The organism is Streptomyces sp. enrichment culture, from assembly GCF_964273145.1.
GTDB lineage: Bacteria > Actinomycetota > Actinomycetes > Streptomycetales > Streptomycetaceae > Streptomyces.
In genome coordinates this window covers 3739749-3765283 of sequence record NZ_OZ186873.1, presented here as the reverse complement: position 1 = coordinate 3765283, position 25535 = coordinate 3739749, and the positions used below count along the sequence as shown (strand labels likewise).

The following is a 25535-nucleotide window of genomic DNA, read 5'->3' as shown; positions in this document are numbered from 1 at the left end:
GCACGCGCGGTCCCGGAACTGGGATGCTGGTCCTGTTCGCAGGGGCGGGCACGAGCCGGCACGGGCTGTGGGGGGGCGAGGAAACGTGGAGGACAGGGTGCGGGTGGTCATCGCCGAGGATTCAGTGCTGCTCAGGGAGGGCCTGACCCGGTTGCTGACCGACCGCGGGCACGAGGTCGTGGCCGGTGTCGGCGACGGCCAGGCACTGATCAAGACGATCACCGAGCTGGACGCGCTGGGCGAGCTGCCCGACGTCGTCGTCGCGGACGTGCGGATGCCGCCGACCCACACCGACGAGGGTGTGCGGGCCGCGGTGGAGCTGCGCAGGACCCATCCGGAGCTGGGCGTGCTGGTGCTGTCGCAGTACGTGGAGGAGCGGTACGCCACCGAGCTCCTGGCCGGCTCCAGCCGGGGCGTGGGCTATCTGCTCAAGGACCGGGTGGCCGAGGTGCGGGAGTTCGTGGACGCGGTGGTGCGCGTGGCCCGGGGCGGTACCGCGCTCGACCCGGAGGTGGTCGCGCAGCTGCTGGGGCGCAGCCGCAAGCAGGACGTGCTGGCCGGCCTCACCCCGCGGGAGCGGGAGGTGCTGGGGCTCATGGCGGAGGGGCGGACGAACTCGGCGATCGCCAAGCAGCTCGTCGTGAGCGACGGCGCCGTCGAGAAGCACGTCAGCAACATCTTCCTGAAACTGGGGCTGTCCCCGAGCGAGGGCGACCACCGGCGGGTCCTCGCCGTGCTGACCTACCTGAACCCGTAGCCCTTCCCCTGCCCGTCCCCTCGCCGCCTCACCGGCCCCGGCCGCCGCCGGTGCCGGTGTCACCCGTCCGGTGCCGGTGTCACCCGTCCGGTGGAGGGCGCCCGGCGCGGATCCGGTGGTCCCCGGCCCGCCGTGGCTCGGACGCCCGGGGCGGGCGGTGCGTCCAGCGCCCCGTCCATCATGTGATTCTCCCCGGGAAGGCGAGCCTTACGGTCGTAGGGTTGGTCCTGGGATGGTCGCGGGAGACCAGTCCCCGGACAGCCGCCCAGAGGGAGGTCCAGTTCAGTGACCAGCCAGGTCAGCAACCCAGCGGAGCAGGCCGACGGAACCGTCGTGGGAGAACAGCGCGAACCGGCGGGGACCAAGGACGTCCGCCGGGTGGACCGAGTGATCATCAGGTTCGCGGGTGACTCGGGTGACGGTATGCAGCTCACGGGCGACCGTTTCACCTCCGAGACCGCGTCGTTCGGCAACGATCTGTCGACGCTGCCGAACTTCCCCGCCGAGATCCGCGCGCCCGCCGGGACGCTGCCGGGTGTGTCGTCGTTCCAGCTCCACTTCGCCGATCACGACATCCTCACCCCCGGTGACGCGCCGAACGTGCTGGTCGCGATGAACCCGGCCGCGCTGAAGGCGAACATCGGCGACCTGCCGCGGGGCGCGGAGATCATCGTCAACACGGACGAGTTCACCAAGCGGGCGATGCAGAAGGTCGGCTACGAGACCTCGCCGCTGGAGGACGGCTCGCTGGACGGCTTTCACGTGCATCCGGTGCCGCTGACGGCACTGACGGTCCAGGCGCTGAAGGACTTCGACCTCACCCGCAAGGAGGCCGAGCGCAGCAAGAACATGTTCGCGCTGGGCCTGCTGAGCTGGATGTACCACCGGCCCACCGAGGGCACGGAGAGGTTCCTGCGCTCCAAGTTCGCGAAGAAGCCCGGTATCGCGGAGGCGAACATCGCCGCGTTCCGGGCGGGCTGGAACTTCGGCGAGACCACCGAGGACTTCGCCGTCTCCTACGAGGTGGCGCCGGCGGCGAAGGCGTTCCCGCCCGGCGTGTACCGCAACATCTCCGGCAACCTGGCCCTGTCCTACGGCCTGATCGCCGCTTCCCGCCAGGCGGACCTGCCCCTGTTCCTGGGCTCGTACCCGATCACGCCGGCCTCGGACATCCTGCACGAGCTGTCGAAGCACAAGAACTTCGGCGTGCGCACCTTCCAGGCCGAGGACGAGATCGCGGGCATCGGCGCGGCGCTGGGCGCCGCCTTCGGCGGCTCGCTGGCCGTCACCACCACCTCCGGCCCCGGAGTGGCGCTCAAGAGCGAGACCATCGGGCTGGCGGTCTCGCTGGAGCTGCCGCTGCTGATCGTGGACATCCAGCGCGGCGGCCCGTCCACCGGCCTGCCGACCAAGACCGAGCAGGCGGACCTGCTGCAGGCGATGTACGGCCGCAACGGCGAGGCGCCGGTGCCGGTGATCGCCCCGCGCACCCCGGCCGACTGCTTCGACGCCGCCCTGGAGGCCGCCCGGATCGCCCTGACCTACCGCACCCCGGTCTTCCTCCTCTCCGACGGCTACCTCGCCAACGGCTCCGAGCCCTGGCGCATCCCCGAGACCGACGAGCTGCCCGACCTCACCGTCCGATTCGCGCAGGGCCCCAACCACACCCTGGACGACGGCACCGAGGTCTTCTGGCCCTACAAGCGCGATCCGCAGACCCTGGCCCGCCCGTGGGCGGTCCCGGGCACGCCCGGTCTGGAGCACCGCATCGGCGGCATCGAGAAGGAGGACGGCACGGGGAACATCTCCTACGCCCCCGCCAACCACGACCTCATGGTCCGCACCCGCCAGGCCAAGATCGACGGCATCGACGTCCCCGACATCGAGGTCGACGACCCGCACGGGGCCCGCACGCTCGTCCTGGGCTGGGGCTCGACCTACGGACCGATCACCGCCGCGGTACGCCGGCTGCGCGCGGCCGGGGAGCCGATCGCCCAAGCCCACCTACGCCACCTCAACCCCTTCCCGCGGAATCTGGGCTCCGTGCTGGAGCGTTACGACAAGGTGGTGATCCCCGAGATGAACCTCGGGCAGCTCGCCACCCTCATCCGGGCGAAGTACCTGGTCGACGCCCACTCGTACAACCAGGTCAACGGCATGCCGTTCAAGGCGGAGCAGCTCGCCGCGGCGCTGAAGGAGGCCATCGATGGCTGAGACGTCCACGTCAGGCACGAGCACGGTCCAGGCGCTCGCCCTCGTCCCCAGGGCCGAGGGCCGGCAGTCCATGAAGGACTTCAAGTCGGACCAGGAGGTGCGCTGGTGCCCGGGCTGCGGCGACTACGCCATCCTCGCCGCCGTGCAGGGCTTCATGCCCGAGCTGGGGCTGGCCAGGGAGAACATCGTCTTCGTCTCCGGCATCGGCTGCTCCTCCCGCTTCCCGTACTACATGAACACCTACGGGATGCACTCCATCCACGGCCGCGCCCCGGCCATCGCCACCGGCCTGGCCACCAGCAGGCGGGACCTGTCCGTGTGGGTGGTCACCGGTGACGGCGACGCGCTGTCCATCGGCGGCAACCACCTCATCCACGCCCTGCGCCGCAACGTCAACCTCAAGATCCTGCTGTTCAACAACCGGATCTACGGCCTGACCAAGGGCCAGTACTCCCCGACCTCCGAGGTCGGCAAGATCACCAAGTCGACGCCGATGGGCTCCCTGGACGCGCCGTTCAACCCGGTCTCCCTGGCGCTCGGCGCCGAGGCGACCTTCGTCGCCCGCACCGTCGACTCCGACCGCAAACACCTCACCGAGGTCCTGCGCCAAGCCGCCGCCCACCCCGGCACCGCCCTGATCGAGATCTACCAGAACTGCAACATCTTCAACGACGGCGCCTTCGACGCCCTCAAGGACAAGCAGCGGGCCGAGGAAGCGGTGATCCGCCTGGAGCACGGGCAGCCGATCCGCTTCGGCGCCGACGGCGCCAAGGGCGTCGTGCGCAACCCGCGCACCGGTGACCTGGAGGTCGTCACCGTCACGCCCGAGAACGAGGCGGACATCCTGGTCCACGACGCCCACGCGGCGTCCCCGACCACCGCCTTCGCCCTCTCCCGCCTCGCCGACCCGGACACCCTCCACCACACCCCCATCGGCGTCTTCCGCTCCGTCGAGCGGCCCGTCTACGACACGCAGATGGCCGGCCAGCTCGACACCGCGGTCGAGCGGAACGGCAAGGGCGACCTGGCCGCCCTGCTCGCCGGCGGCGACACCTGGACGGTCGTCGGCTGAGATCAGGCGGTGACACGGCGGTGGCGCGGACCGCCGGTGACTCGTGAGGCCCGGGACGACAGTGCCCGGGCCTCGCCGCGTCGGGAGGGGCGGCCCGGGGCCCCACCCCTCTGTCATGACCGTTTAGAAGTACGGACATGACAGGCGGGCTTTCCGGCGCTACCTTCGTGCAGCAAGGACGACACCGTCGAAAGGAGGGCCCATGGCCGGGACGTCCAGGGGAGAGCAGCGAATAGGCCTGTTGAACGGCTTCGCGGCGTATGGCATGTGGGGCCTCGTCCCCCTGTTCTGGCCGCTGCTCAAGCCGGCCGGGGCGGTGGAGATCCTCGCGCACCGGATGGTGTGGTCCCTCGCCCTCGTCGCCGTCGCGCTGCTCCTCGTACGGCGCTGGGCCTGGGCCGGCGAGCTGCTGCGGCAGCCCCGCAAGCTGGCGCTCGTCACGGTCGCCGCCGCCGTCATCACGGTCAACTGGGGCGTCTACATCTGGTCCGTGAACAGCGGCCACGTCGTCGAGGCCTCACTCGGTTACTTCATCAATCCCCTGGTCACCATCGCCATGGGCGTGCTGCTGCTGAAGGAGCGGCTGCGTCCCGTGCAATGGGCGGCCGTCGGGGTCGGTTTCGCCGCCGTCGTGGTCCTCACCGTCGGCTACGGCCGCCCGCCGTGGATCTCGCTCGTCCTCGCCTTCTCCTTCGCCATCTACGGGCTGGTGAAGAAGAAGGTCAACCTCGGCGGCGTCGAGTCGCTGGCCGCCGAGACCGCCGTGCAGTTCCTGCCCGCCCTCGGCTATCTGCTGTGGCTGTCCGCGCAAGGGGACTCCACCTTCACCGCCGAGGGCCCCGGGCACGCGGCCCTGCTCGCCGCGACCGGCCTGGTCACCGCGGTCCCCCTGGTCTGCTTCGGCGCGGCGGCGATCCGCGTGCCGCTGTCGACGCTGGGACTGCTCCAGTACCTGGCCCCGGTCTTCCAGTTCCTGCTCGGCATCCTGTACTTCCACGAGGCCATGCCGCCCGAGCGCTGGGCCGGCTTCGCGCTGGTGTGGCTGGCGCTCGCGCTGCTCACCTGGGACGCGCTGCGCACCGCCCGCCGGTCCGCGCTGACGCTCAGGGCCGAGAGGGCCCGAAGGGCCGAGGAGACCGGGCAGGCCGAGAGGGCCGCGAGGGGCGAGAAGGCCGAGCCGCTCGACGCCAGGCCATAGCGGCCGTCACCGCCGGGGGTCCGGTCCCACCGAGCTGGAGCAGTCCGCGGGGGACGAGGGGAACGGGGAGCGGGGAGGACGGTTACGGCGGAGGGGACCCGTCGTCCGGTTCCCGGCGGTGCCCACCGGCCGCCCTGGCCCGGTGCGCCCGCGCCTTCTCTCGGTTGCCGCAGTGCTCCATCGCGCACCAGCGGCGGCGGCCCGGGCGTGAGGTGTCGACGAAGAGCAGGCGGCAACGGGGGGCGTCGCACTCACGGATGCGATCGGCGTACGCGCCGGTGAACAGGTCGATCGCGTCGCGGGCCACCGTCGACAGCAGTCGGGTGCCGGTGGCGCCCGGGGCCCAGCCGCGGGTGCCGTCCGGTTCGAGGCGGGTGACGAGCGGGGGCTCGGCCGCGGCGGCGTTGACGACGTCGAGGTGGTCCGGCCGCAGCGGACGGCCGTGGGCGCGATCGGCGGCGAGCAGGAACAGGGCGTCGCGCAGGGCTCGTGCCCGTTCCACCTCCCCCTCGTCGACGACCGGGTCCAGTCCGTCCGGCAACCGGCTCCGGGCGGCCCAGGCGACCAGGTCGGCGGGCGTGTGCAGTACCTCGTACCGGGCGAAGGGACCCGGCCCGCCCGTCGTCAGCAGCTCCAGGCACAGGGCGCCCGGGTCGAAGCGGTACGGCCGCCCGTCGGAGGAAATCAGTGTCATGCCGGGCGAACGTTCCTGCGGTTTCCTTGCCCACCCACTCATGTAACCACTATAAGTGGTTACATGAGTCAACCCCACGCATCCGCGCCCGTGCCCGTCCACTGGAAGCTCGTCGTCGACGCCACCGATCCGCACGCACAGGCCGACTTCTGGTCCGCCGCCCTCGGTTACGAGGTGGAGGACAACAGCGCGCTCATCGAGAAGCTGCTGGGATTCGGGGCCGTACCGGCGGAACTGACCGTCGAGTCGCACGGCCGGCGCGCCTGGCGGGACCTGATCGCCGTACGGCACCCCGAGGACCCCTACCAGGAGGAGAGCGGCACCGGCCTGGGACGGCGCCTGCTGTTCCAGCGCGTGCCGGAGGCCAAGACCGGCAAGAACCGGCTCCACCTCGATCTGCACCCGGGTGAGGGACGGCGCGAGGAGGAGGTCGCACGGCTGGAGGCGCTGGGGGCGAGCGTGCTGCGGCGGGTGAGGGAGCAGGGCGGGGAGTGGGTGCTGATGGCGGACCCGGAGGGGAACGAGTTCTGCGTCCACTAGACGGACCAGGTGGACCAGGGCGTGTATCGAAAGAGCTGCCAGGTGCCCGAACTGCACGCGCGAGGAGCAAGCGCAACTCGGTGGTGCCTGGAGCGAAAATCAGGAAGGCTCGCGCGCATGGTCTCGGTGTTGCAGAACGTGGCGATTGACTGTGCAGATGCCTACGAGCTGGCCCGGTTCTGGAGCAGGGTGACTGGTCGTCCGCTGCATCCCGAGGACAAACCGGGTGACCCGGAGACTCAGGTGTTGTTGGCGGAGGGCCCAGCGCTCTACTTCAACCAGGTGCCCGAGCCCAAGGCGATCAAGAACCGGATCCATCTGTGTTTGCGCCCGGAGACCTCGCGTGAACAGGAGGTGGAACGGCTGCTGGACCTCGGTGCCACCCTTGTCGCCGATCTCCGGAATCCCGATGGCTCTGGCTGGGTGGTCCTTGCCGATCCCGAAGGCAACGAGTTCTGCGTTCTGCGCAGCGAGTCCGACCGAGCCGCCATGACTTCCTGACGCTTCCGTCTCCGTCCCGGCCGGCTTCGGATAAGTGCTGGTCACAGCCACTCGTTGACGGCCGCGACGAGGACGGTCGCTTCATATCGGATCGCGAGCTTGCCGTACCTCGTAACCACAGCCCGGTGCCGCTTGAGGCGATTGATGCCGCACTCGACCGCGTGCCGGGCCTTGTAGTCCTCCGGGTCGGACTTCGGCGGCCTGCCACTGTTCGAGCCGAGCTTCTTGCAGTTGCGGGCTTGGTCGGCCTTGTCCGGGATGGTGCAGCGGATCCGGCGCCGACGCAGGTAGGCGCGGTTCTTCAGGGAGACATACGCCTTGTCGGTGCGCACACGATCGGGTCGGGTGCGGGGATGCACGGCCCGACGCGGGACACGCGGACCTTCTCCAGGACAGGCTCTAACTGCGGGGAGTCCCCGCGCTGCCCAGCGGTGACCACGACTGACATGGGCCTCTGCCCCTGTTCGGCGGCCAGGTGGAGCTTGGTGCTCAGGCCGCCGCGCGAGCGTCCCAGGCCGTGGTCGTCCGGCTCGGTGGCGATGCCACCGGGTGGCTCCTTTTGCAAGGCCCCCTTTTTCCTCGCCCCGGCGGCGTGTTGGTGGGCCCGGCATACCGTGAAGTCCACGTTGAGATCCCAGGTGATCAGCCCCTTGGCGTCGAGCCCGGGCCTGCAGCGCGGTGAAGACCCGCTGCCAGGTGCCGTCCCGCTGCCAGCGGCGGAACAGGTCGCACACTCGACCCCAGGGCCCGTGCCGCTCTGGGACATCCCTCCACGGAGCGCCGGTCCGGGTCCGCCACCGAATGCCGTCGATCGGCTGCCGCCGGGGCCGTACCGCGGGCCGGCTTCTTTCCCCTCGGCAGCAGCGGCTCTGGTACCGCCCACTGCGCGTCCGTCAGATCTCCGCGCGCCACGAACCAAGATCACCTCAGGCCCAAGATCTACTTCTGATGCACGCCCTAGTCTTCTGAGTCAGGGATTCTGTTCAGATGTGTAGGGTTGCCTGGTGGCGCGTACTGGGCGGCCGAAGGCCGAGTTGATCCTGTCGGATGCAGAACGGGCTGCGCTGGAGGGATGGGTGCGGCGTCGTTCCACGCCGCAGGCGTGGGCTTTGCGGTGCCGGATCATTCTGGCCTGCGCGAGTGGCGCGTCGAACAAGGACGTGGCCGCCCAGCTTGGTTCGACACCGCATGCGGTGGGCCGCTGGCGGAAGCGGTTCGTCGAGCACCGGATCGCCGGGCTGGGTGACATGCCGCGTCCGGGCGGCCCCCGGACGGTCACCGACGAGCAGGTCGCCGCCGTGGTCACCAAGACGCTGGAGGCGACGCCGAAGAACGCCACGCACTGGTCGACGCGGGCGATGGCGAAGGAGATGGGCCTGTCGCAGTCGACCGTGTCGCGGATCTGGCGGGCCTTCGGCCTGCAGCCGCACCGTACGGAGACGTTCAAGTTGTCGACGGATCCGTACTTCGTCGACAAGGTCCATGATGTGGTCGGCCTGTATCTGGATCCGCCCGAGCGGGCACTGGTGTTCTGCGTGGACGAGAAGAGCCAGATCCAGGCGCTGGACCGCTCCCAGCCGGTGCTGCCGATGATGCCCGGGGTCCCGCAGCGCCTCACCCACGACTACGTGCGCGCCGGGACCACCACGCTGTTCGCCGCCTTGGAGGTCGCCACCGGCAAGGTGATCGGCTCACTGCACCGCCGGCACCGGGCCGAGGAGTTCAAGAAGTTCCTGATCAAGCTCGACCAGGAGGTGCCGACGGGCCTGGACGTGCACTTGGTGCTGGACAACTACGCGACCCACAAGACTCCGGCGATCAAGACCTGGCTGGTGGCCCATCCCCGCTTCCACCTGCACTTCACGCCCACCGGATCGTCCTGGCTCAACCTGGTCGAGCGGTGGTTCGCCGAGCTGACCAACAAGCAGATACGGCGCGGCGTCCACAAGAGCGTCCAAGCGCTGGAGAAGGACATCCGTACCTGGATCGCCGCGTGGAACACCGATCCCAAGCCCTACGTGTGGACCAAGACCGCGGACGAAATCCTTGAGCGCCTCGCCAGCTATCTGAACAGAATTCCTGACTCAAAAGACTAGGTGGACGGGGTGGAACAGGCGGCGGCGCCGGACCGGCGTGCGCGGGCGCGTTCGGCCAGGCGGTCCATGCGGGCGCGGGCCGACTCCAGCCGCCCGGCGTCGGCAGCCGCCGGACCGCCCTCGGCGGCCAGCCCGGCCCACAGGCCGATCAGTTCGCGCCCCAGCTCCAGCCCTTGTTCGGGGTCGCGTACGGCGCGCCAGGCGGTGTCCGCGCCGTGGACGCTGCCGTACGCGGCCTCCGCGTCGCCCGCGCGGCGGTGGGCCCGGGCCAGACCGAGGCAGATGCGCAGGGCACGGACCGGGTCGTCGGACAAGTAGGCGATGTACGCGGTCAGTTCTCGCAGCCGGAGCACCTCGGGGTGTTCCGGTCCCAGCGCTTTCGACGCCTGCGCCACCGTCTGCTCCGCGAGCTGTGCCGCGCCGGCCGTCCGTCCCGTCCTGACGGCCTCGTTGATGCGGGCCGTGGGCTCGGCGAGGAAGGCCGGGGCCGTGCCGGGGCCGGGGTCGCCGAGCACGCGCTCCGCGACGGCGTCGAACCCGCGGGGCCGACCGGATCCGGCGGCGTGATCGGGTGCGTCGTCCTGCGGCACGACACGGTATCCGGCCGCGCCCAGGCCCACCACCGGGCCCTCCTCCCCGGCCGGAACCCCGTCGGGCGTCCCGCCCTCATCCGTCCGGGACGCCCGGCGCGCCCCTTCCCGCTTCCTCCCGAAGCCGAACCACGTCATCTCGCCCTCACTTCCACGGCCGGGCCATCGGCCACATGTTCGCTGTCGAGTGTCTCCGCCCCCCTGGAGCTCCCCGGTCACCAGGACGTCACAGGCTCGTCCCAGTGGCCGCGGCCCGCGTGTCCGGCACGCGGGTCACGGTCCAGGTGTCCGGCACGCGCGGCTCCCACACCTCGCGCACCTCTTGCACCTGGCGCAACTCTCGCACCTCGCGTAGTTCTTCTCGCACAGCCCCTCGCCGTCCTCCCCGATCGGGCGGACCCCCTCCGCACCGCCTCCATCGCCACGGGCCCCCGCGCGGGGCGGTCCGGCCGTCCCGGACGGCGCCGGGACCGGCTCCGTACGGCCGAACGCGTCCGCCACCCACGGCAGCCGCGCCCGGCGGGTGCGGGACCCGCGGTCCCGGGAGGCCGGCGAGCACCCCGGGCGGCCGGCCGAGGGCGGACGCCGGAACTCCGGTCACCGCGCCCCTTCCCTTCGATTAATGCATGTACATATGATGCATGAGCACTTAATCGACGTACGTCGCGTGACGACCTCCCAGGGGGACCACCATGAGCCGTCGCTTCCTCTTCGTACTCGGCAGCAGCCGCCCCGACGGCAACACCGAGTTGCTGACCCGCCGAGCCGCCGAACAACTGCCCGCGGGGATCGAGCAGCGGTGGATCAGCCTCGCCGAGCACCCGCTGCCCGACTTCCAGGACCTGCGCCACGACAGCGACCACGTCCGCCCCCGGGAGGGCGACGCCGCCCTGCTGCTCGACGCCACCCTCGCCGCCACGGACATCGTGATCGCCTCACCGCTGTACTGGTACTCGGTGTCCGCCCACACCAAGCGCTACCTCGACCACTGGGCGGGCTGGCTGCGCACCCCGGGGCTGGACTTCAAGGCGACCATGGCCGGCCGCACCCTGTGGGGCGTCACCGCGCTCGCCCACGAGGAGCGGGAGGTCGCCGACCCGCTGATCGGCACGCTGAACAACTCGGCGGCGTACATGGGGATGCGCTTCGGCGGTGTGCTGCTCGGCAACGGCAGCAGGCCGGGTGACGTGCTGCGGGACACCGAGGCGCTGGCGGACGCCAAGACCTTCTTCGCCCGGGAGGCGCCGTTCGCCCGCTTCCCGTACGAGACCGGCCGACCCTCCCCGCACCCCCCTACGTCGTGATGTCCTTCGCCGTGAACCGCGCCCACGCCGCCGACCCGAACACCGCCGCGTACAGGGCCTGCAGGCCGAGGTTCCGCTCCAGGTCGTCCCAGTAGACGGGTTCACGCATCAGGTCGGCGAAGGACATCCAGTAGTGGGAGAAGAAGTATGGCCGGAAAGCGTCCAGTTGCGGGAGCTGATCGAGGATCTGGACGGTGATCACCAGCCCGACGGTGGTCGCCATCGCCGCGATCCCGCTGCCCGTCAGCGTGGAGACGAACAGGCCGAGGGCCGCCACGCCGGTCAGTGACGCGGCGACGGCCAGGGCGATCAGCAGCGCCCGCCCCATGCCCTCGCCCAGGCCGATCCGCGTCCCGGAGACGGTCGTCAGGTCGCCCAGCGGGAACAGCAGTGCCCCGACCGCGAGCGCGGACACGGCGACCACCAGGGTGGCCGCCAGGCAGAACGCCAGCACCGCCGCGTACTTGGTGAGCAGCAGGCGGGTACGGCCGGCGGGGGCGACCAACAGGTAGCGCAGGGTGCCCGCGCTCGCCTCGCCAGCGATCGCGTCGCCCGCGACGACCCCGACGGCCATCGGCAGGAAGAACGGGAGCGTGGCGGCCAGCGCGGTGAAGACCAGGAACAGGCCGTTGTGGGTGATCTGCGCGACGAACGCCGGCCCCTGACCGCCGCCGGCCGGTGGGCCGTCACCCGTCTCGATCCGGACGGCGGTCCCGACCAGGACCGGTACGGCGGCCAGCACGCCCAGCAGCGCCAGGGTGCGCCAGCGCCGGAAGGTGGTCCGCAGTTCACTGCGCAGCAGCGCGAGGGTCCACAGGGGCCGCGGCCCGGGCCCGGACCGTGCCCGTACGGTTCCCGCGGCACCCCCGGCCTCCCCGATCGCTCCGGTCCCCCCGGCCTCCCCGATCGCTCCGGTCCCCCTGGCCTTCCCCGCCTCCCCCGCCTCAGCCCGCGACATCGAACCCCTCCCCCGTCAGTGCCACGAACGCGTCCTCCAGGGAGGCCCGTTCCGTCCCGAAGCCGCGGACCCTCACGCCCGCCGCCACCAGCGCCGCGTTGACGTCCGCGAGGTCGCGGTCGGGCGGCTCGGCCGTGACCCGGTCCTCGGCGACGGCCACGTCCGCGGCCCCCTGCTCCTTCAGCACCCGCGCCGCCTCCCCGGAATCCGGCGTGGTCACCACCAGCCGGCCGCGCAGCCCCGCCACCAGGCCGGCGACCGTGCCCTGGGTGATCAGGCGCCCCCGCGCCATCACCGCGGCGTGCGTGCACACCTGCTCGATCTCGTCGAGGAGGTGGGAGGAGAGGAAGACGGTGGTGCCGTCGGAGGCCAGTTCCCGGATCAGGGTGCGGATCTCCCGCATGCCCTGCGGATCGAGCCCGTTGGTCGGCTCGTCCAGCACCAGGAGCCGGCGGGGCCGGAGCAGCGCCGCGGCCAGGCCGAGGCGCTGCTTCATGCCGAGGGAGTACGCCCTCGCCTTCTTGCCCGCCGCGGCGGTGAGGCCGACGCGGTCCAGCGCGTCGGCGACGCGGCGGCGCCGGGTGCGGGGGTCGGCGCTCGGGTCGGCGGCGTCGTACCGCAGCAGGTTGTCGCGCCCGGACAGGAAGCCGTACGGGGCCGGCCCCTCGATGAGCGCCCCGACCCGCGGCAGTACGGAGCGGGCGGCGCGGGGCATGGGCCGGCCCAGCACGAGGGCGGTGCCCGAGGTCGGCTCGATCAGGCCCATCAGCATGCGGATGGTGGTGGTCTTGCCGGAGCCGTTGGGGCCGAGGAAGCCGAAGACGCTGCCCGCCGGGACGGTCAGGTCCAGACCGTCGACGGCAAGCTGTCCGCCGCGGTAGCGCTTGGTCAGCGCACGGGTGGCGATGACCGCGTCCCCCGCGTCTGCCCGGTCCGGTTCCACGGCGGACGGCTCGTTCATCGGCTCCCTCATCGCTCCCGGCACTCACTTCCCGGCGTCGGCCGCCTTCACCAGCGCGTCCTTCGTGACCGTGCCGGCGTAGACCGTGCCGTCCTGCGTGATCAGGGCGTTGACGAGGCGGGTGGTGAACACCGTGCCCGAGCCGAAGGTGCCGGAGACCTCCTCGCCGAACGAGCCGAGGAAGCCGCCGAGGGCTCCCGGCTCCCCGCGGCCACCGCCCGCGGATGCGGCCGGCAGGCCCTGCCCGCCCGTGTCGAGGACGGCGATCGCGTTCCAGCCCTCGCCGACGACCTTCAGGCCGTCGAGCTCCTCGGCGAGGTTCCCGCCGGGATCCCCGCCGGTCTTCCGCTCGGACCGGGGCGCCCCGGGGATCCGGTCCGCCTCGCCGCCCTCGGTGATCTTCGCGCCCTCGGGCGGGGTGAAGTCGAAGGTCGAGGCGGGCGGCTTCGCGAAGCCGACCTGGGTGAAGCCGGCGTCCACCACGGCGGCGCCGCCGCTCGCCGGGGTGAGGGTGAACTTCAGCGGCAGCCCGGTCCCCGCGTCCACGGCGATGGTGATCGCACCGACCGTGGAGCCTTCCCGACGGGGTTCGATCAGCAGCTTGTACGCGTCCCGGCCGGCGACCCGCGCGGTGCCGTCGACCGTCACGGACGTGGTGTCGTCGACCGCCTTCAGCGCCTCCTCGGCGAGGTCCCGGGGCGTGGCCGGGAGCTCCCCGCGCTCCTTCGCCCGCCCGTCGGCGGTCTCGGGGACGGTGGCGTGGTAGACCTCGTTCGACTCGCTGTCGTAGCCCCAGACGTCCTTGCCGTCGTGGATCAGGCTGTACTCGGCCGCGTTCTCCAGCAGTGACAGCTTCTGCCGGTGCGGGCCGTCGGCCGCGACCCGCAGCGTGTGGGTGCCGGACACCAGCTCGGTGAGCCTGGCCGAGGGATCCGCCGGGGAGCCGCCGTCACCCCGTCCCGCGGGACCGGAGGCCCTGCCGCCCGCCATGTCGCCCACCAGACCGCCCAGGTCCGGCAGGCCGAGGTCGGTACTGATCTTCACCGTGCCGGACAGCTGCTGCACGTCCGACCCGGCGATCTTCTCGATGAGCTGCTGCGCCGTGATGTCCGGAAGCTCGGGGTCGCCGGAGTCGGCGAGCGCGGGGACGAGCCCGATCGTCGCCGCCGCCACTGCCGTCACCGCGACCGGGACGACGTACCGCGCGGCCCTGCGCCGCCGGGTTCCGGGTTCCCCGGCCCCGGCGGCCGTCGTGCTGTCGTCGGATGCGTACGGTGCCATGTGTGCCCTACCTCCGTGGTCGGCGGCGGCTGCCCGTGTCCTCGCGTCGTGCGCTCTCGCGCCGGTCTCACCGTGAGCCGCCATTCTCACCCGAATCGGTGAGGAGTGGTGATGTCCGCGGACTCCATCTGACCAAATCGGACAGGTGAATTCGTCAGACTGCGGGCTCAACTCCGTCTACTGCCGCGGTATGACGCGGGGGGACGGCGATCCCCCCGTCCAGTAGGGGACGCCGGCCCGACCGACCGGGACCGGCGGGGCCGATGGGACGAGCCGGACGGCCGGGACCGCCCGGACGGACGGGACCGGCCGGGCGGCCGGGCGGACGGGCAGGGCGGGCCGACGGGACAGGCGGGTGGCCGACGGGACAGGCGGGTGGCCGACGGGACCGGCCGTCCGTCCCACCCGGCTGCTAACCGGCCCGGTGCACCACCGCGTCGCACAGCTCCACCAGCGCGCTCTTCGCCTCGCACTCCGGCAGCGGGGTGAGCGCGGCGCGCGCCTCCTGCGCGTAGCGGACGGTGTCCCGGCGGGCCTGCTCCAGCGCGGGGTGGGCGCGCAGCAGGCGCAGCGCCTCCGCGTGGCGCTCGTCGTCGGTCAGGTCGGAGCCGAGCAGCTCGCACAGCTCGACGTCCTCGGCCAGCCCCAGCCGGGCGGCCCGTTCGCGCAGGCGCAGCACGGGGAGGGTCGCGATGCCCTCGCGCAGGTCCGTCCCCGGCGTCTTGCCCGACTCGTGCGAGTCGGAGGCGATGTCCAGCACGTCGTCCGCGAGCTGGAAGGCGACGCCGAGCCGTTCGCCGTACTGGGTGAGCACGTCCACGTGCGTCTCGTGGGCCCCGGACATCATCGCGCCGAACCGGCACGAGACGGCCACCAGCGATCCGGTCTTGCCGGCGAGGACGTCGAGGTAGTGCTCGACCGGGTCCCGTCCGTCCTGTGGTCCGGCCGTCTCCAGGATCTGCCCGGTGACCAGCCGTTCGAACGCCAGCGCCTGGACGCGGACGGCCTCCGGGCCGAGGTCGGCGAGGATCTGCGAGGCCCGCGCGAACAGGAAGTCGCCGGTGAGGACCGCCACCGAGTTGCCCCAGCGGGTGTTGGCGCTGGCCACCCCGCGCCGCACCGCGGCCTCGTCCATCACGTCGTCGTGGTACAGCGTCGCCAGGTGGGTCAGCTCGACGACGACGGCCGACGGCACGACCCCCGGGGCGTACGGGTCGCCGAACTGGGCCGCGAGCATCACCAGCAGCGGCCGGAAACGCTTCCCGCCCGCGCGCACCAGGTGCTGGGCGGCCTCTGTGATGAACGGCACTTCACTTTTGGTTGCCTCAAGCAACCCTTCTTCGACAGCCGCCAGCCCGGCCTGGACATCGGCTTCCAGTGCCTGGTCCCGCACGCTCAGCCCGAACGGCCCGACGACGGTCACGAGGGGTCTCCTGTCTGCTGGTGTCTACTGGCGCTTACGCGGTTTGTCGATAGGTCGCTGCCATCACTCAAGTCAGCGTATCCGGTCACGTTTCGATCACCGATAGCGCCCACGGTCACAGGCCGGTCGATACCCGGCCATGACCGGCATGTTCGTGATCAGCGGACATGGGCGGACACGAGCCGGGCCCCGGGCGGACGCGGCGCGCCAGGGGCCGGTCCGGAAGGCCCCGCCCCTGCGGTCGAGGGCTCGCGCCCCGGGAAGGCCGCCCCTTCGACTTCGACGGGCGGCTCCGCCTCCCGCCCCTCACCGCACCGCCCGACCGCACGCGGCGCGGTCCTCATCGACGGCCATTTGAGCGCTGGTTGGCCTTATTGCCTGATTTGTCGGCCTTTCCGTGTGCCGTGAATTGGCTCACGCCGCCGACCGGGCGGCCACGCCCACCGCACCCGCCCGCCTCCCCGCGCCCCGCAAGCCAGTTGACCCTTGGCGGCCGCAAAGGATCAAGTACCACAAACACCTCAGATCAAGGTCAACACGGTTCAGAGGTGATTCCCGCACTTGTTTCGGACATGTGCCCTCGCATACGTTCCCGGCCTGTCGGGCGGACGCCGAATCCTGCCGCCGCCCGGACGCACACCCATCGACCGACCAACTCACGCACGGCAGGAGCGGGGGACCCAGGTAAGTCGCCGCGCCGGACACCGCACCGGAGCGGCTCGGGGTGAAGCCGTGCCCGCCAGGGCCGCGGCCGGGCACCTCCCGCCCGAACCCGACAGCTCACCTCGCAGGCGGCAGGAGAGGAACTCGTCATGCGCGCAACCGGTCAGAACCGGCACGCCGCCACCGCCCGACTCGTCCGCAAGCTGGCCCTCGCCGGCACGGGCGCCGCCGTACTCGCCCTGCCGCTCGTCGGCGCCACCACCGCCTCCGCGGCCACCCCGGCCGCCACGACCGCCGCCACCGCGGCGACGGGCTACACGAACAACCTCGACGGCTGGATCCGCCAGTCGCTCGACGTCATGGCGCAGCACGGCATCCCGGGGACGTACGACGGCATCCACCGCAACATCATGCGCGAGTCGTCCGGCAACCCGTACGCCATCAACAACTGGGACATCAACGCCGTCAACGGCACCCCGTCCAAGGGCCTGCTCCAGGTCATCGACCCGACGTTCCGCGCCTACCACGTGCCCGGCACCTCGTGGGACCCGTACGACCCGGTCGCGAACATCACCGCCGCCTGCAACTACGCGGCCCAGCGGTACGGCTCGATCGACAACGTCTTCGGGGCGTACTGAGCGCCGGCGGACCGCGCCGGACGCTAACGAACCGCGGGAAACAGCCGCTCGAGGACGACGGCGATGCCGTCGTCCTCGTTCGATTCCGTGACCTCGTCGGCGACCGCCTTGAGGGCGGGATGGGCGTTGGCCATCGCGACGCCGTGTGCCGCCCAGTCGAACATCGGGATGTCGTTGGGCATGTCCCCGAAGGCGATGGTCTGCCCCGGGCCCAGGCCGAGGCGCTCGGCGGCCAGCGCGAGGCCGGTCGCCTTGGTGACGCCGCACGGCTGGAGCTCGACGGTCCCGGGACCCGACATGGTGACCGTCGCCAGCGAGCCGATCACCGCGCGCGCCGTCGCCGCCAACTCGTCGTCGGACAGCTCGGGATGGCGCAGCAGCACCTTGCTGATGGGCTCGCGCCACAGGTCGTCGCGCCGTTCGATCCGCACCGCGGGCAGGGTCGGGTGCGGCATCCGGTACCCGGGCTCGATGAGGGTGAGCCCGTCGACGCCGTCCTGGTCGACCGCCGCGTAGACCTGCCCCACCTCGGCCTCGATCTTGCCGAGCGCGGTCTCGGCCAGTTCCCGGTCCAGCGTGACCGACCACAGCAGGCGGTCCGCGCCGGCGTCGTACAACTGCGCCCCCTGCCCGCACACCGCGAGCCCCGTGCAGCCGAGGTCCTCGAGCAGTGACCGCACCCTCGGCGCCGGGCGGCCCGTGACCACCAGATGACGGGCGCCGGCCTCGGCCACCCGCGCGAGGGCCGCGCGCGACCGGTCGGAGACGGTGTCGTCGCCGCGCAGCAGCGTTCCGTCCAGGTCGGTGGCGATGAGGGCATATGCAGTGCGGTCCATGATCAGAGAATACGGACAGCGCGCCCCGCCGTTTCACCGCGGAAGCGGCCGGCTCCGGGCTCCCGGCACGCCCGAGGGCGGCGGGCGGCGGGGCCGCCGGCCGGCCGCCCGCCCCGCGGACCGGAGCGGGACGGGGACCCCGAAGGGAGGGAACCGGGTGTCCGAAAGCTGACGCATCACCGGCTGCGCACGGTTGGGGGCCTCTGCACCGATTGGCAACAACGTCTTCCGCCGCCTACCGTCCGGCCGGACTCGGCGGTACCGTCCCTTGTGTCCAGGGGGGACTTGATCGGGGGGTCAGGTTGAGCAGCGGACGTGTTCGTGTGCTGAGGCCGCAGGAGCTGGGCGAGGGGGAACGGGAGCACTGGCGGGAACTGCGCGCGAAGTCCTCGGCACCGCGCAACCCCTTCATGGAACCGGAGTTCACCGACGCCGTGGGTCTGGTGCGGCCACGGGCCCGGGTGGCGGTGCTCTACGAGGGCGGTGAGGCGGCCGGTTTCCTGCCGCACGAGCGCGGACCGCTGGGCCAGGGCCGGGCGATCGGGCTCGGGGTGTCGGACCGCCAGGGCGTGGTGCTCCCCGCGGGCCTGCGGCCGGACGCCCGCGAACTGCTGCGGGCCTGCTCGCTGTCTAGCTTCGCCTTCGACAACCTCGAAGCGGAACAAGGGCTGTTCGTGCCGTACGCCGCCGAGGAGCACCCCGCCTACGTCATCGACGTGGACAAGGGGTACGAGGCCTACGAGTCCGTCCTGCGCGCCCGGTCGCCGAAGTTCCTGAAGACCACGCTCGCCAAGGAGCGCAGGCTCGGCCGCCAGGTCGGGGAGGTCCGGTTCGTCTTCGACGAGCGCGACCCGGCCGCGCTGCGCACGCTCATGGCGTGGAAGTCGGCGCAGTACCGCCGTACGGGCCGCCGGGACCGGTTCGCGCGGGAGTGGATCATCCGGCTCGTCGGGCGGCTCGCCGTGACCCGGGCACCGGAGTGCAGCGGCACGCTGTCCGTGCTCTACGCCGGCGGCCGGCCGGTCGCCGCCCACTTCGGGCTGCGCTCGGCGTCCGTGCTGGCCTGCTGGTTCCCGGCCTACGACCCGCACTTCGCGAAGTACTCGCCGGGACTGGTACTGCATCTGCGGATGGCCGAGGCCGCCGCCGCCCGGGGCATCGGCCTGCTGGACATGGGGCGGGGCCGGGCCGAGTACAAGGAGTCACTGGGGACGGGCGAACTGCCCGTGTACGAAGGGGTGGTGACGCGCCCGGGTGCGGGAGCCGCGCTGCACTGGCTGGGCCGCGAGCCGGCCCGCCGCGCGCACGCCTTCGTCCGCGGCCGGCCGCGCCTGGCCTCGCTGGCGGCACGGACGCTGAAGGGCGCGGCACGGCTGCGCCGGCCCTGACACCGGGTCCGGCCGGCTCCGGCACCGGGCCCGGGGGCATGCGGGGTGAGGGAAGAGGAGGGCGTATGGCGGAGGGGGGAAGGACCGTGACGGGGAGGGAAGGACGCGTGGCGGAGGGGGGAGGGCGTGTGGCCCGTACCGCGCGCGTGCGGCGGGAGATCGCCCTGTTCCAGGGCATCGAGCCGGTGCAGGTCGCCGAGCTGGACCTGGGGCCGGGCGGCGGGGAGGGAGCGGCCGGCCGGGACCCGGAGGTCTCCCTCAGACCCGGGCCGGGCAGCCCTCCGGTGACGTCCGGCGAGGTGTTCGTACTGGTCAGGAGGGGCGGCCGGCCCGTCGGTACGCTGCTCGGCCGGGTACCCGAGGGCGCCGACCCGAAGGAGGTGCTCGCCGGTCTCGCGCGGGACGCGGAGTTCCCGGAGGGGGCGTCCGGCAGCCGGGGGGCCGGTGGCACGGCGCGCGGGACGATGCCGTCGTCCGCGCCACCGCCGCCCGGGCCACCGCCGTCCGCCGGTGTCGTCGTCGCCACCCGGGAGCGTGCCGGGCAGCTGGCCCGCGCCCTCGACTCGCTCCTCGCGCAGGACCACCCGGACTTCGAGATCGTCGTCGTCGACAACGCGCCCGTGACCGACGGGACCCGGGAGCTGGTCGAGCGGAAGTACGGCGAGCGCGTGCGGTACGTGCGCGAACCGGTGCCCGGGCTCGCCGTCGCGCACAACCGGGGGCTCGAGGCCGTCCGGGGCGAGGTGGTCGCCTTCACCGACGACGACGTGGTCGCCGACCCGCGCTGGCTCACCGAGCTGACCACGCCCTTCGCCGCCGACCCGCGCCTGGGCTGCGCCACGGGGCTGATCCTGCCCGCGCGGCTGCGCACCCCGGCCCAGGTGCTGCTGGAGAGCCACGGCGGCTTCGCGAAGGGCTTCGCGCCGCGGACGTACGACCCGAAGGACCCGCCCGCCGACGAGCCGCTGTTCCCGTTCACGGCGGGCCGGTTCGGATCGGGCGCCAACATGGCCTTCCGCACCGAGGCGCTGCGCTGCGTCGGCGGTTTCGATCCGGCCACCGGCGCCGGCACACGCGCCCGGGGCGGCGACGACCTGTACGGCTTCGTCCGGGTCCTCGCCCAGGGGCACCGGCTGCACTACACCCCGCGGGCGCTCGTGTGGCACCACCACCGGGAGACCTGGAAGGACCTGGAGACCCAGGCGTACGGCTACGGCGCCGGCCTCACCGCCTACCTCACGGCGATCCTGGTGAACCGCCCCGCGCTGCTGCCGGCCTTCCTCGCCCGGCTGCCCCGCGGCCTGGCCCACGCCCGCGCCCTGAGCGCCGCCCGGCACACGGACGGCGCGGACGGCACGGCCGGCACGCCGGGCGCGCACGATGCGCGCACGCACCCCTGGCCGCACCGCCTCTCCCGGCTGCAGCGCCGGGGGATGCTGTACGGCCCCGTCGGCTATCTGCGGGCGCGGCGCGCCCTGCGCACGCTCACCCGGGAGGCGAGATGACGGCAGCGGCGGACGGCGGCGGCAGACGGCCGGCGGGCCCCGGCCCCGAGGGCGGGAACAGGACCGCCGTCCCCGTCCTCCTCTATCACGCCGTGACGGACGACCCCCCGTCGTGGATCGCCGAGTTCACGGTCGGGCCCAAGGAGTTCGCCGCCCATCTGGACGCCGTCGTCGACAGCGGCCGTACTCCGCTGACCATCGGCGCGCTCGCCGACCATCTGGCCGGGCGGGCGCCGCTGCCGCCCCGGCCGGTGCTGCTCACCTTCGACGACGGCTTCGCCGACCTGCCCGGCCCCACCGCCGAGGCCCTGGCCGCGCGCTCCCTGCCCGCCACCGCCTACCTCACCACCGGTGCCATCGCGCCGGGCGGGCGCAGTCTGCTGCCGCCCGCCCCGATGATGACGCTGGACCGGGTGGCGGAGCTGGAACGTTCCGGCATGGAGATCGGCAGCCACACCGTCACCCACGCCCAGCTGGACACCCTGTCCGCCCGGCGGCTGGCGTACGAGCTGCGCACCTCCAAGGACGTCCTGGAGGACGCCCTCGGTCACGCGGTCCGGCACCTCGCCTACCCGCACGGCTACAACAGCGCGAGGGTGCGGGCCATGGCCGCCCGCGCCGGCTACGAGACGGCGACCGCCGTGCGGCACGCGCTCAGCTCCGACCGCGACGAGCGGTACCGCATCGCCCGGCTCATCGTGCGTCGCGGCCACACGGTCGCCGACGTCCGGGCCTGGCTGGCGGGCGGGGGCGCGCGCGTCGCGCCCTACCGCGACGGGCCGAAGACGATCGGCTGGCGCTGGTACCGGCGGGCCCGGGCGGCCGTGCGGGGGCCGTCCTTCGCGGGCTGAGCGGACGGCGGGAAGGGGAAAGGGCGGGGGTGGAGGTGGGGGCGAGGTGCCCGGCCCCACCGCCGCCGTCCGCCCACTCCCCTCCCGTGGCCGGTCCCCTCACTTCCGTGGCTGGTTGAGGTAGGGGTCGGAGACCGCCTTGCGCAGGCTGGCCCAGGAACGGTCGTTCGCCAGGGCGAGGTCGCAGTGCGGTCCGGGGTCCCGGTAGTTCCACTGCAGCGCCGCTTTGACACCGTCCAGGCTCTTGAGCACCGAGGGCACCTGCGCGTACCAGTCGGCCTGCCGGTCCGGGCGGTCCGGGTCGGCCGCGCTGCCGAACTCCGAGAGCATCAGGGGTTTGTCGGCCGACAGGTGCGTGCGGATCCATTCGTGCGTGGCCCGCTGGGTCTGGGCGAAGGACAGCCAGCCGGTCCTGTGGCAGAGGTAGTAGTTGTACTGGTTGTAGCCGATCCAGTCGACGTACCCGTCCCCCGGGTACATCCGCTCGAACAGATCGGCGTGTCCCAGATAGCCGGTGATGATCCAGGTCCACACGACGTTGTCCACGCCCAGCTCGCGGAACCGGTCGTGGATGTGCCGGTAGGCCCGGACGTACTCCGCCGGGGTGCCGTTGTCCGGTGTCCGGGTGTCCATCTCCAGGTCGAAGGAGAGGAAGACCTTCTTGCCGGTGCGGGCGCCGTAGTCCTTGACGCGCCGGGCCTGGACGTCGATGACGGAGGCGTCCAGCTCACCGTCGGTTATCTGCTTCCAGGTCGGCTGCTGGCGTTTCGTACCGCCCCACCACTTGCTCTCCCAGGACAGCAGCAGCATGCGGTCCTCGCCGACGCGCTGCTCCTCCTCGGTCAGCAGCTGGCCCTCCAGGCGGGTGCCCTCGACCGCCGACATGTCGTGGTACGTGTACACGATGTCGAGCTTGCGGCCCACGCGCTCCTCGTAGGCGCGCACCTTCTCCCCGAGGTCCGACTTGTCGTGCGGTACGAACGCGCCGAACCAGGCGCCGCAGGGCGGTTCGAGGAGGGCGGTGGGCCGGCACGTGCCGTCGTGTGCGGAGGGTCGCGTCCTCGAACCGTCGTCGGGGCCGGAGGCGTTGCGAAGGGCGAGTACGGCGAACAGGACCGCGCAGGTCACCGCGGCGGACGTGAGCAGCAGCCGGCGCCGGCGGTGGCCGCGCGGGCGGCCGTGCCGGCCGCGCGGGCCCGCGGGGGCCTGGGCGGCGGGGACGCGGCGTGAGGGGCGGGCGGATTTCACAGAGCTGAGCCCTTCCGTGTCCTGTGCGTCGTCTCCGTTCCCTTCCCGGCCCCCGTCCCCGCCCTCGCCCTCGGTGTGGCGCGCGGGCGTGGGCAGAACGCGGCGAGCGTCGTCAGCAGGGTGAGGACCAGCAGCACCCGCTGCCCGCTGAGGGCACGCGCGGAGATCAGTACCGTGGAGACCAGCATCGCGGTGCTCACGCTCAGCAGGACGGTCAGCACCAGCCGTTCCAGCAGGTCGGAGCGGCGCTCGAAACAGGGGTCGCGGTGTTCGGCGGGCTTCTCGGCGGGCCGCACCCGCAGCGCGGGCCCGCAGACTCCGACGAAGGCGGCACCCGGGCCCGCGACCAGGAACGCCGCGACCGCCGCGCCGCGCAGCGGCGACCCCCCGGGCAGGGCGAGCGCGGCCAGGGCCAGCCAGCCGCCGAACGGGGGCAGCATGCGGATCACGAGGTCCTGCGGAGTCATGGAACGGTCCGTCCGCTCGGTCGAGTCGGTGCTGCCGGACATGTCGGTCGTGTGGTCGGCCGTGTGGTCGGCCGTACGGTCGATCGTGTGATCGGGCGTGTGGCCGGACGCGTGGTCAGGCGTGTGGTCGGCCGGACTGCCGACCGTGTGGTGGGGTGAGGACCGGCGCATCGGACGGCTCCCTCCTCAGCTCGCCGGTTTCAGGGCGTAAAGCACGCCGGCGCTGTTGCGCGCCACCTGCTCGAAGCGCGGCGAGGCGGCGACGGACTCCCGGATCCGTCCCAACTGGGCCTCGCCGAGCTGCCCGTTCATCTCGGAGTTGGCCCACTGCCCCTGGGTGAACAGCACGTAGGCCCGGCCCGGCGGCTCCACTCCGGCCATGTCACGGGCCAGGGTGGCGGCCGGGTCCCGCACGATCCGGTCGACGTGGCGCCGGTCGTCGTCGAGGAACCAGTAGTGGTCGACCCGCCAGTACGAGTCGTAGGCGAGCGGGTAGTTCCGGTTGGCGGCGACGACGAGGGACCCGTCGGGCGCCTGGTCGAACAGCTGCCTCACGAGGGCGACCTCCTGCGGCGGGAAGTAGTTGATGCGGTCCTTGCCGGAGTAGCTCGGCACGAACGCGAGCGTTCCGCCGAGCAGGACCAGCAGCGGCGGCCAGGTGCCGTACCGCGACGCCGGCACCGCGAGGGCCCCACGGCGCCCGGCCGGGGCCGGGGCGGTCGCCCGCTCGCCGGCCCCCCGCACGGCGGTGTCGGCGGCCGGGGCGCGCACCGTGGGCAGCAGCGCGGCGGCACCGAAGAACGCGGCACCGGGCAGCATGAACATCAGCACCCGGAAGATCATCTCGCTGCCGTAGCTGCTCGCCACGAGCATCGGCAGCGGCGCCGCCGCGACCAGCAGCAGCGGCAGTGCCCGGCGTCGCAGCACCCGTTGGCGCACCACGCCGAGCAGCGCGAGCAGCAGGACCGAGCCCGACAGCAGCCGGGCCGCCCAGGAGGTCGCCACCGCTCCGGTGCCGGTCGGTGTGGCACCGTATCCGGTGGAGACGTTGCCGCCCACGTCACCGACCGAGCGGATCATGTCCGGCATCGCGGCGGACAGGAAGGGCAGCGCGGCCGTCAGGCACCAGGCGAGGAAGAGGACCACCGCGGTGACCGGCGGCACCCAGTCCCGGTGGCGGCGGGTGAGGCACAGGGCCACCAGCGAGACGACCAGCATGCCCGGTGTCAGCTGGTGGGAGATGACGATGGCCGTGACCAGCAACGTGATCACCACCGTCCACACGGCCTGCCCCTGCCGCCCGCGCCGCCCTGCGCAGCGGCCGAACCGGCGCAGGACGACGGCCAGGACGCCCAGGTGCAGCACGAAGGCGACGGACTGCGGGGAGAAGTAGTCCTGCCCCACCCAGTTGCCGACGCAGAACAGCCAGACCGCGGTCCAGATCAGCCGGCGGTCCGCGGTGAAGGTGCGGTAGATCAGCAGCAGCGGGAGCAGCAGCAGCACGCTGGAGACCAGCGGCCACCAGGCCATGTACATCGCGGCGTTGTCCACACCGAGCAGCCGCACCAGTGCCGCCTGGGCGGCGAAGAAGCCCGGCCACTGGTCGTAGACGGCCATGTCACCGAGTTGTTCCTGGGTGCCGAGTCCTCCGGACGTCAGCAGGTGGTCGATGACCGCGTCGTGCTTCCACGCCCACGCGTACAGCGGGGTGGGGTAGACCAGGACCTGGGTGGCCCGCTCCATCACCAGCAGCCCGAGGACGTACGCCGCCGGCCAGCCGCCGCGATGCCGGGGGTCGCGGACGGTGAACCAGAAGCCGGCGGTCAGCACGCCGAGTCCGGCCCAGAAGGCGGGGTGCAGAGCGGTGACGAGGCCGAAGTCGTCGAGGGTGGAGACGTCCGTGCGCCACACCGCGTACGCCCACAGCGCGAGGGCGGCGAGCAGCGGTACGGCGGGCCGGGCGGCGGCGCCGCGCCGGGACGGGGCGGGCGGGAGGCCGGAGGGATCACCCACGGGCTCGGCCGCGGAACCGGGGGACTGCGGGGTGGTGGCCGGCTGCCGGGTGTCCGGGGTCGGCCCGGGGCGGGGACCGGGATCCCGCACGGCCACCTTTCCGGTGGGGCGGGGGGAGGCCTCCTGCGCACCCCGGCCGGTGGATTCCTGCGAGACCCGGGCGGCGGCCTGTTCCTGCGCGCCCGCCGACCCCGCCGACCCCGCCGGGTCCGCCGGAGTCGCCTGCCCCACCGGGCCCGCTGAGCCCCCTGGTTCCTCCGGAACCGCCGCCCCCGCCGTGACCGCGGCCGTTCCCGCCGGTTCCGGAGCCTGTCCCGCTTCCGGGGGCTGCGCGGTC

Annotated in this window: 23 protein-coding genes and 1 riboswitch; of the genes, 12 read left to right on the top strand and 11 right to left on the bottom strand. The window is 72.6% G+C overall.

The features are described 5' to 3' along the window. The first annotated feature begins 97 nt into the window (after positions 1–97). The 4 genes from ACSU6Z_RS17040 to rarD all read left to right on the top strand — a co-directional run bounded on the left by ACSU6Z_RS17040 (position 98) and on the right by rarD (position 5241). Complete coding sequence (locus ACSU6Z_RS17040; protein ID WP_437050356.1) at positions 98–757, top strand: LuxR C-terminal-related transcriptional regulator; 660 nt, start codon at positions 98–100, stop codon at positions 755–757. A 285-nt stretch (positions 758–1042) separates the two neighbouring features. Next, the gene (locus tag ACSU6Z_RS17035) at positions 1043–2971 is read left to right on the top strand and encodes a 2-oxoacid:acceptor oxidoreductase subunit alpha (protein WP_437046641.1); all 1929 of its coding nucleotides are present in this window, start codon (positions 1043–1045) and stop codon (positions 2969–2971) included. After that, positions 2964–4043 carry a 2-oxoacid:ferredoxin oxidoreductase subunit beta gene (locus ACSU6Z_RS17030; RefSeq protein WP_437046639.1) on the top strand — a complete coding sequence of 360 codons (1080 nt, stop codon included), beginning with the start codon at positions 2964–2966 and terminating at the stop codon, positions 4041–4043. The genes ACSU6Z_RS17035 and ACSU6Z_RS17030 overlap by 8 nt, the downstream gene beginning before the upstream one ends. A 202-nt stretch (positions 4044–4245) precedes the next feature. Next, the gene (gene rarD / locus ACSU6Z_RS17025; RefSeq protein WP_437046637.1) at positions 4246–5241 is read left to right on the top strand and encodes an EamA family transporter RarD; all 996 of its coding nucleotides are present in this window, start codon (positions 4246–4248) and stop codon (positions 5239–5241) included. A gap of 82 nt (positions 5242–5323) precedes the next feature. Here the strand turns inward: rarD and ACSU6Z_RS17020 are convergent, their stop codons facing one another. Further along, positions 5324–5935, bottom strand: coding sequence for a CGNR zinc finger domain-containing protein (locus tag ACSU6Z_RS17020; protein WP_437046636.1), 612 nt, complete (start codon positions 5933–5935; stop codon positions 5324–5326). Positions 5936–5998: 63 nt separating this feature from the next. On the opposite strand from ACSU6Z_RS17020, the gene ACSU6Z_RS17015 reads away from it, so the two are divergent. Then, the gene (locus ACSU6Z_RS17015; protein ID WP_437046634.1) at positions 5999–6475 is read left to right on the top strand and encodes a VOC family protein; all 477 of its coding nucleotides are present in this window, start codon (positions 5999–6001) and stop codon (positions 6473–6475) included. Positions 6476–6592: 117 nt separating this feature from the next. Beyond that, positions 6593–6976 carry a VOC family protein gene (locus ACSU6Z_RS17010; protein WP_437050355.1) on the top strand — a complete coding sequence of 128 codons (384 nt, stop codon included), beginning with the start codon at positions 6593–6595 and terminating at the stop codon, positions 6974–6976. A gap of 41 nt (positions 6977–7017) precedes the next feature. Here the strand turns inward: ACSU6Z_RS17010 and ACSU6Z_RS17005 are convergent, their stop codons facing one another. Further along, positions 7018–7779, bottom strand: a complete 762-nt coding sequence (locus ACSU6Z_RS17005; RefSeq protein ID WP_437050353.1) for a transposase — start codon at positions 7777–7779, stop codon at positions 7018–7020. 201 nt (positions 7780–7980) lie between these two features. On the opposite strand from ACSU6Z_RS17005, the gene ACSU6Z_RS17000 reads away from it, so the two are divergent. Beyond that, positions 7981–9072 carry an IS630 family transposase gene (locus ACSU6Z_RS17000; RefSeq protein WP_437046633.1) on the top strand — a complete coding sequence of 364 codons (1092 nt, stop codon included), beginning with the start codon at positions 7981–7983 and terminating at the stop codon, positions 9070–9072. Here the strand turns inward: ACSU6Z_RS17000 and ACSU6Z_RS16995 are convergent. Beyond that, the gene (locus ACSU6Z_RS16995; RefSeq protein WP_437046631.1) at positions 9069–9800 is read right to left on the bottom strand and encodes a hypothetical protein; all 732 of its coding nucleotides are present in this window, start codon (positions 9798–9800) and stop codon (positions 9069–9071) included. The genes ACSU6Z_RS17000 and ACSU6Z_RS16995 overlap by 4 nt on opposite strands. Before the next feature lie 554 nt (positions 9801–10354). Between ACSU6Z_RS16995 and ACSU6Z_RS16990 the strand changes: the two genes are divergently transcribed. Further along, a complete protein-coding gene (locus ACSU6Z_RS16990) occupies positions 10355–10966 on the top strand; it encodes a flavodoxin family protein (RefSeq protein ID WP_437046630.1) in 612 nt (203 codons plus the stop codon). Here ACSU6Z_RS16990 and ACSU6Z_RS16985 read toward each other — a convergent pair. The 4 genes from ACSU6Z_RS16985 to ACSU6Z_RS16970 all read right to left on the bottom strand — a co-directional run bounded on the left by ACSU6Z_RS16985 (position 10956) and on the right by ACSU6Z_RS16970 (position 15589). Further along, complete coding sequence (locus ACSU6Z_RS16985) at positions 10956–11924, bottom strand: ABC transporter permease (protein ID WP_437046628.1); 969 nt, start codon at positions 11922–11924, stop codon at positions 10956–10958. The two genes, ACSU6Z_RS16990 and ACSU6Z_RS16985, sit on opposite strands and share 11 nt — an antisense overlap. Further along, positions 11911–12885: an ABC transporter ATP-binding protein gene (locus ACSU6Z_RS16980; RefSeq protein ID WP_437046626.1), complete on the bottom strand. Its 975-nt coding sequence runs from the start codon at positions 12883–12885 to the stop codon at positions 11911–11913. Before ACSU6Z_RS16980 ends, ACSU6Z_RS16985 begins: the two co-directional genes overlap by 14 nt. 24 nt (positions 12886–12909) lie before the next feature. Continuing rightward, positions 12910–14166: a LolA family protein gene (locus ACSU6Z_RS16975; RefSeq protein ID WP_437046624.1), complete on the bottom strand. Its 1257-nt coding sequence runs from the start codon at positions 14164–14166 to the stop codon at positions 12910–12912. Positions 14167–14578: 412 nt separating this feature from the next. After that, positions 14579–15589, bottom strand: coding sequence for a polyprenyl synthetase family protein (locus ACSU6Z_RS16970; protein WP_437046622.1), 1011 nt, complete (start codon positions 15587–15589; stop codon positions 14579–14581). Positions 15590–16227: 638 nt separating this feature from the next. Further along, a riboswitch (cyclic di-AMP (ydaO/yuaA leader) is annotated at positions 16228–16397 on the top strand. A 4-nt stretch (positions 16398–16401) separates the two neighbouring features. Here ACSU6Z_RS16970 and ACSU6Z_RS16965 point away from each other — a divergent pair. Next, entirely contained in the window at positions 16402–16890 is a 489-nt protein-coding gene (locus tag ACSU6Z_RS16965) for a transglycosylase SLT domain-containing protein (protein WP_437046621.1), read from the top strand. Positions 16891–16913: 23 nt separating this feature from the next. Here ACSU6Z_RS16965 and ACSU6Z_RS16960 read toward each other — a convergent pair whose 3' ends face one another. Next, positions 16914–17726, bottom strand: coding sequence for an HAD family hydrolase (locus ACSU6Z_RS16960; protein ID WP_437046619.1), 813 nt, complete (start codon positions 17724–17726; stop codon positions 16914–16916). A gap of 323 nt (positions 17727–18049) precedes the next feature. Here ACSU6Z_RS16960 and ACSU6Z_RS16955 point away from each other — a divergent pair, with 323 nt between their 5' ends. The 3 genes from ACSU6Z_RS16955 (at position 18050) to ACSU6Z_RS16945 (ending at position 21470) form a co-directional block, all read left to right on the top strand. Then, complete coding sequence (locus ACSU6Z_RS16955; RefSeq protein WP_437046618.1) at positions 18050–19114, top strand: GNAT family N-acetyltransferase; 1065 nt, start codon at positions 18050–18052, stop codon at positions 19112–19114. A gap of 128 nt (positions 19115–19242) precedes the next feature. After that, on the top strand, positions 19243–20619 hold the full coding sequence (locus ACSU6Z_RS16950) for a glycosyltransferase (RefSeq protein WP_437046616.1): 1377 nt from the start codon (positions 19243–19245) through the stop codon (positions 20617–20619). Further along, positions 20616–21470, top strand: coding sequence for a polysaccharide deacetylase family protein (locus tag ACSU6Z_RS16945; RefSeq protein WP_437046614.1), 855 nt, complete (start codon positions 20616–20618; stop codon positions 21468–21470). The genes ACSU6Z_RS16950 and ACSU6Z_RS16945 overlap by 4 nt, the downstream gene beginning before the upstream one ends. 99 nt (positions 21471–21569) lie before the next feature. On the opposite strand, the gene ACSU6Z_RS16940 is transcribed toward ACSU6Z_RS16945, so the two are convergent. The 3 genes from ACSU6Z_RS16940 to ACSU6Z_RS16930 all read right to left on the bottom strand — a co-directional run bounded on the left by ACSU6Z_RS16940 (position 21570) and on the right by ACSU6Z_RS16930 (position 25288). After that, positions 21570–22718, bottom strand: a complete 1149-nt coding sequence (locus tag ACSU6Z_RS16940) for a glycosyl hydrolase (RefSeq protein ID WP_437046612.1) — start codon at positions 22716–22718, stop codon at positions 21570–21572. After that, positions 22715–23185, bottom strand: coding sequence for a hypothetical protein (locus tag ACSU6Z_RS16935; RefSeq protein WP_437046611.1), 471 nt, complete (start codon positions 23183–23185; stop codon positions 22715–22717). The genes ACSU6Z_RS16940 and ACSU6Z_RS16935 overlap by 4 nt, the downstream gene beginning before the upstream one ends. A 186-nt stretch (positions 23186–23371) precedes the next feature. Continuing rightward, complete coding sequence (locus ACSU6Z_RS16930; RefSeq protein WP_437046610.1) at positions 23372–25288, bottom strand: glycosyltransferase; 1917 nt, start codon at positions 25286–25288, stop codon at positions 23372–23374. Positions 25289–25535 lie beyond the last annotated feature (247 nt).

Bases quoted from the DNA above. Each gene is read 5' to 3' on its own strand.
- ACSU6Z_RS16935 (WP_437046611.1), bottom strand. From the start codon at position 23,185: ATGACTCCGCAGGACCTCGTGATCCGCATGCTGCCCCCGTTCGGCGGC.
- ACSU6Z_RS16975 (WP_437046624.1), bottom strand. From the start codon at position 14,166: ATGGCACCGTACGCATCCGACGACAGCACGACGGCCGCCGGGGCCGGG.
- rarD (WP_437046637.1), top strand. From the start codon at position 4,246: ATGGCCGGGACGTCCAGGGGAGAGCAGCGAATAGGCCTGTTGAACGGC.
- ACSU6Z_RS16945 (WP_437046614.1), top strand. From the start codon at position 20,616: ATGACGGCAGCGGCGGACGGCGGCGGCAGACGGCCGGCGGGCCCCGGC.
- ACSU6Z_RS16960 (WP_437046619.1), bottom strand. From the start codon at position 17,726: ATGGACCGCACTGCATATGCCCTCATCGCCACCGACCTGGACGGAACG.
- ACSU6Z_RS17015 (WP_437046634.1), top strand. From the start codon at position 5,999: ATGAGTCAACCCCACGCATCCGCGCCCGTGCCCGTCCACTGGAAGCTC.
- ACSU6Z_RS17020 (WP_437046636.1), bottom strand. From the start codon at position 5,935: ATGACACTGATTTCCTCCGACGGGCGGCCGTACCGCTTCGACCCGGGC.
- ACSU6Z_RS16985 (WP_437046628.1), bottom strand. From the start codon at position 11,924: ATGTCGCGGGCTGAGGCGGGGGAGGCGGGGAAGGCCAGGGGGACCGGA.
- ACSU6Z_RS16965 (WP_437046621.1), top strand. From the start codon at position 16,402: ATGCGCGCAACCGGTCAGAACCGGCACGCCGCCACCGCCCGACTCGTC.
- ACSU6Z_RS17010 (WP_437050355.1), top strand. From the start codon at position 6,593: ATGGTCTCGGTGTTGCAGAACGTGGCGATTGACTGTGCAGATGCCTAC.
- ACSU6Z_RS16995 (WP_437046631.1), bottom strand. From the start codon at position 9,800: ATGACGTGGTTCGGCTTCGGGAGGAAGCGGGAAGGGGCGCGCCGGGCG.
- ACSU6Z_RS16990 (WP_437046630.1), top strand. From the start codon at position 10,355: ATGAGCCGTCGCTTCCTCTTCGTACTCGGCAGCAGCCGCCCCGACGGC.
- ACSU6Z_RS16980 (WP_437046626.1), bottom strand. From the start codon at position 12,885: ATGAACGAGCCGTCCGCCGTGGAACCGGACCGGGCAGACGCGGGGGAC.
- ACSU6Z_RS17030 (WP_437046639.1), top strand. From the start codon at position 2,964: ATGGCTGAGACGTCCACGTCAGGCACGAGCACGGTCCAGGCGCTCGCC.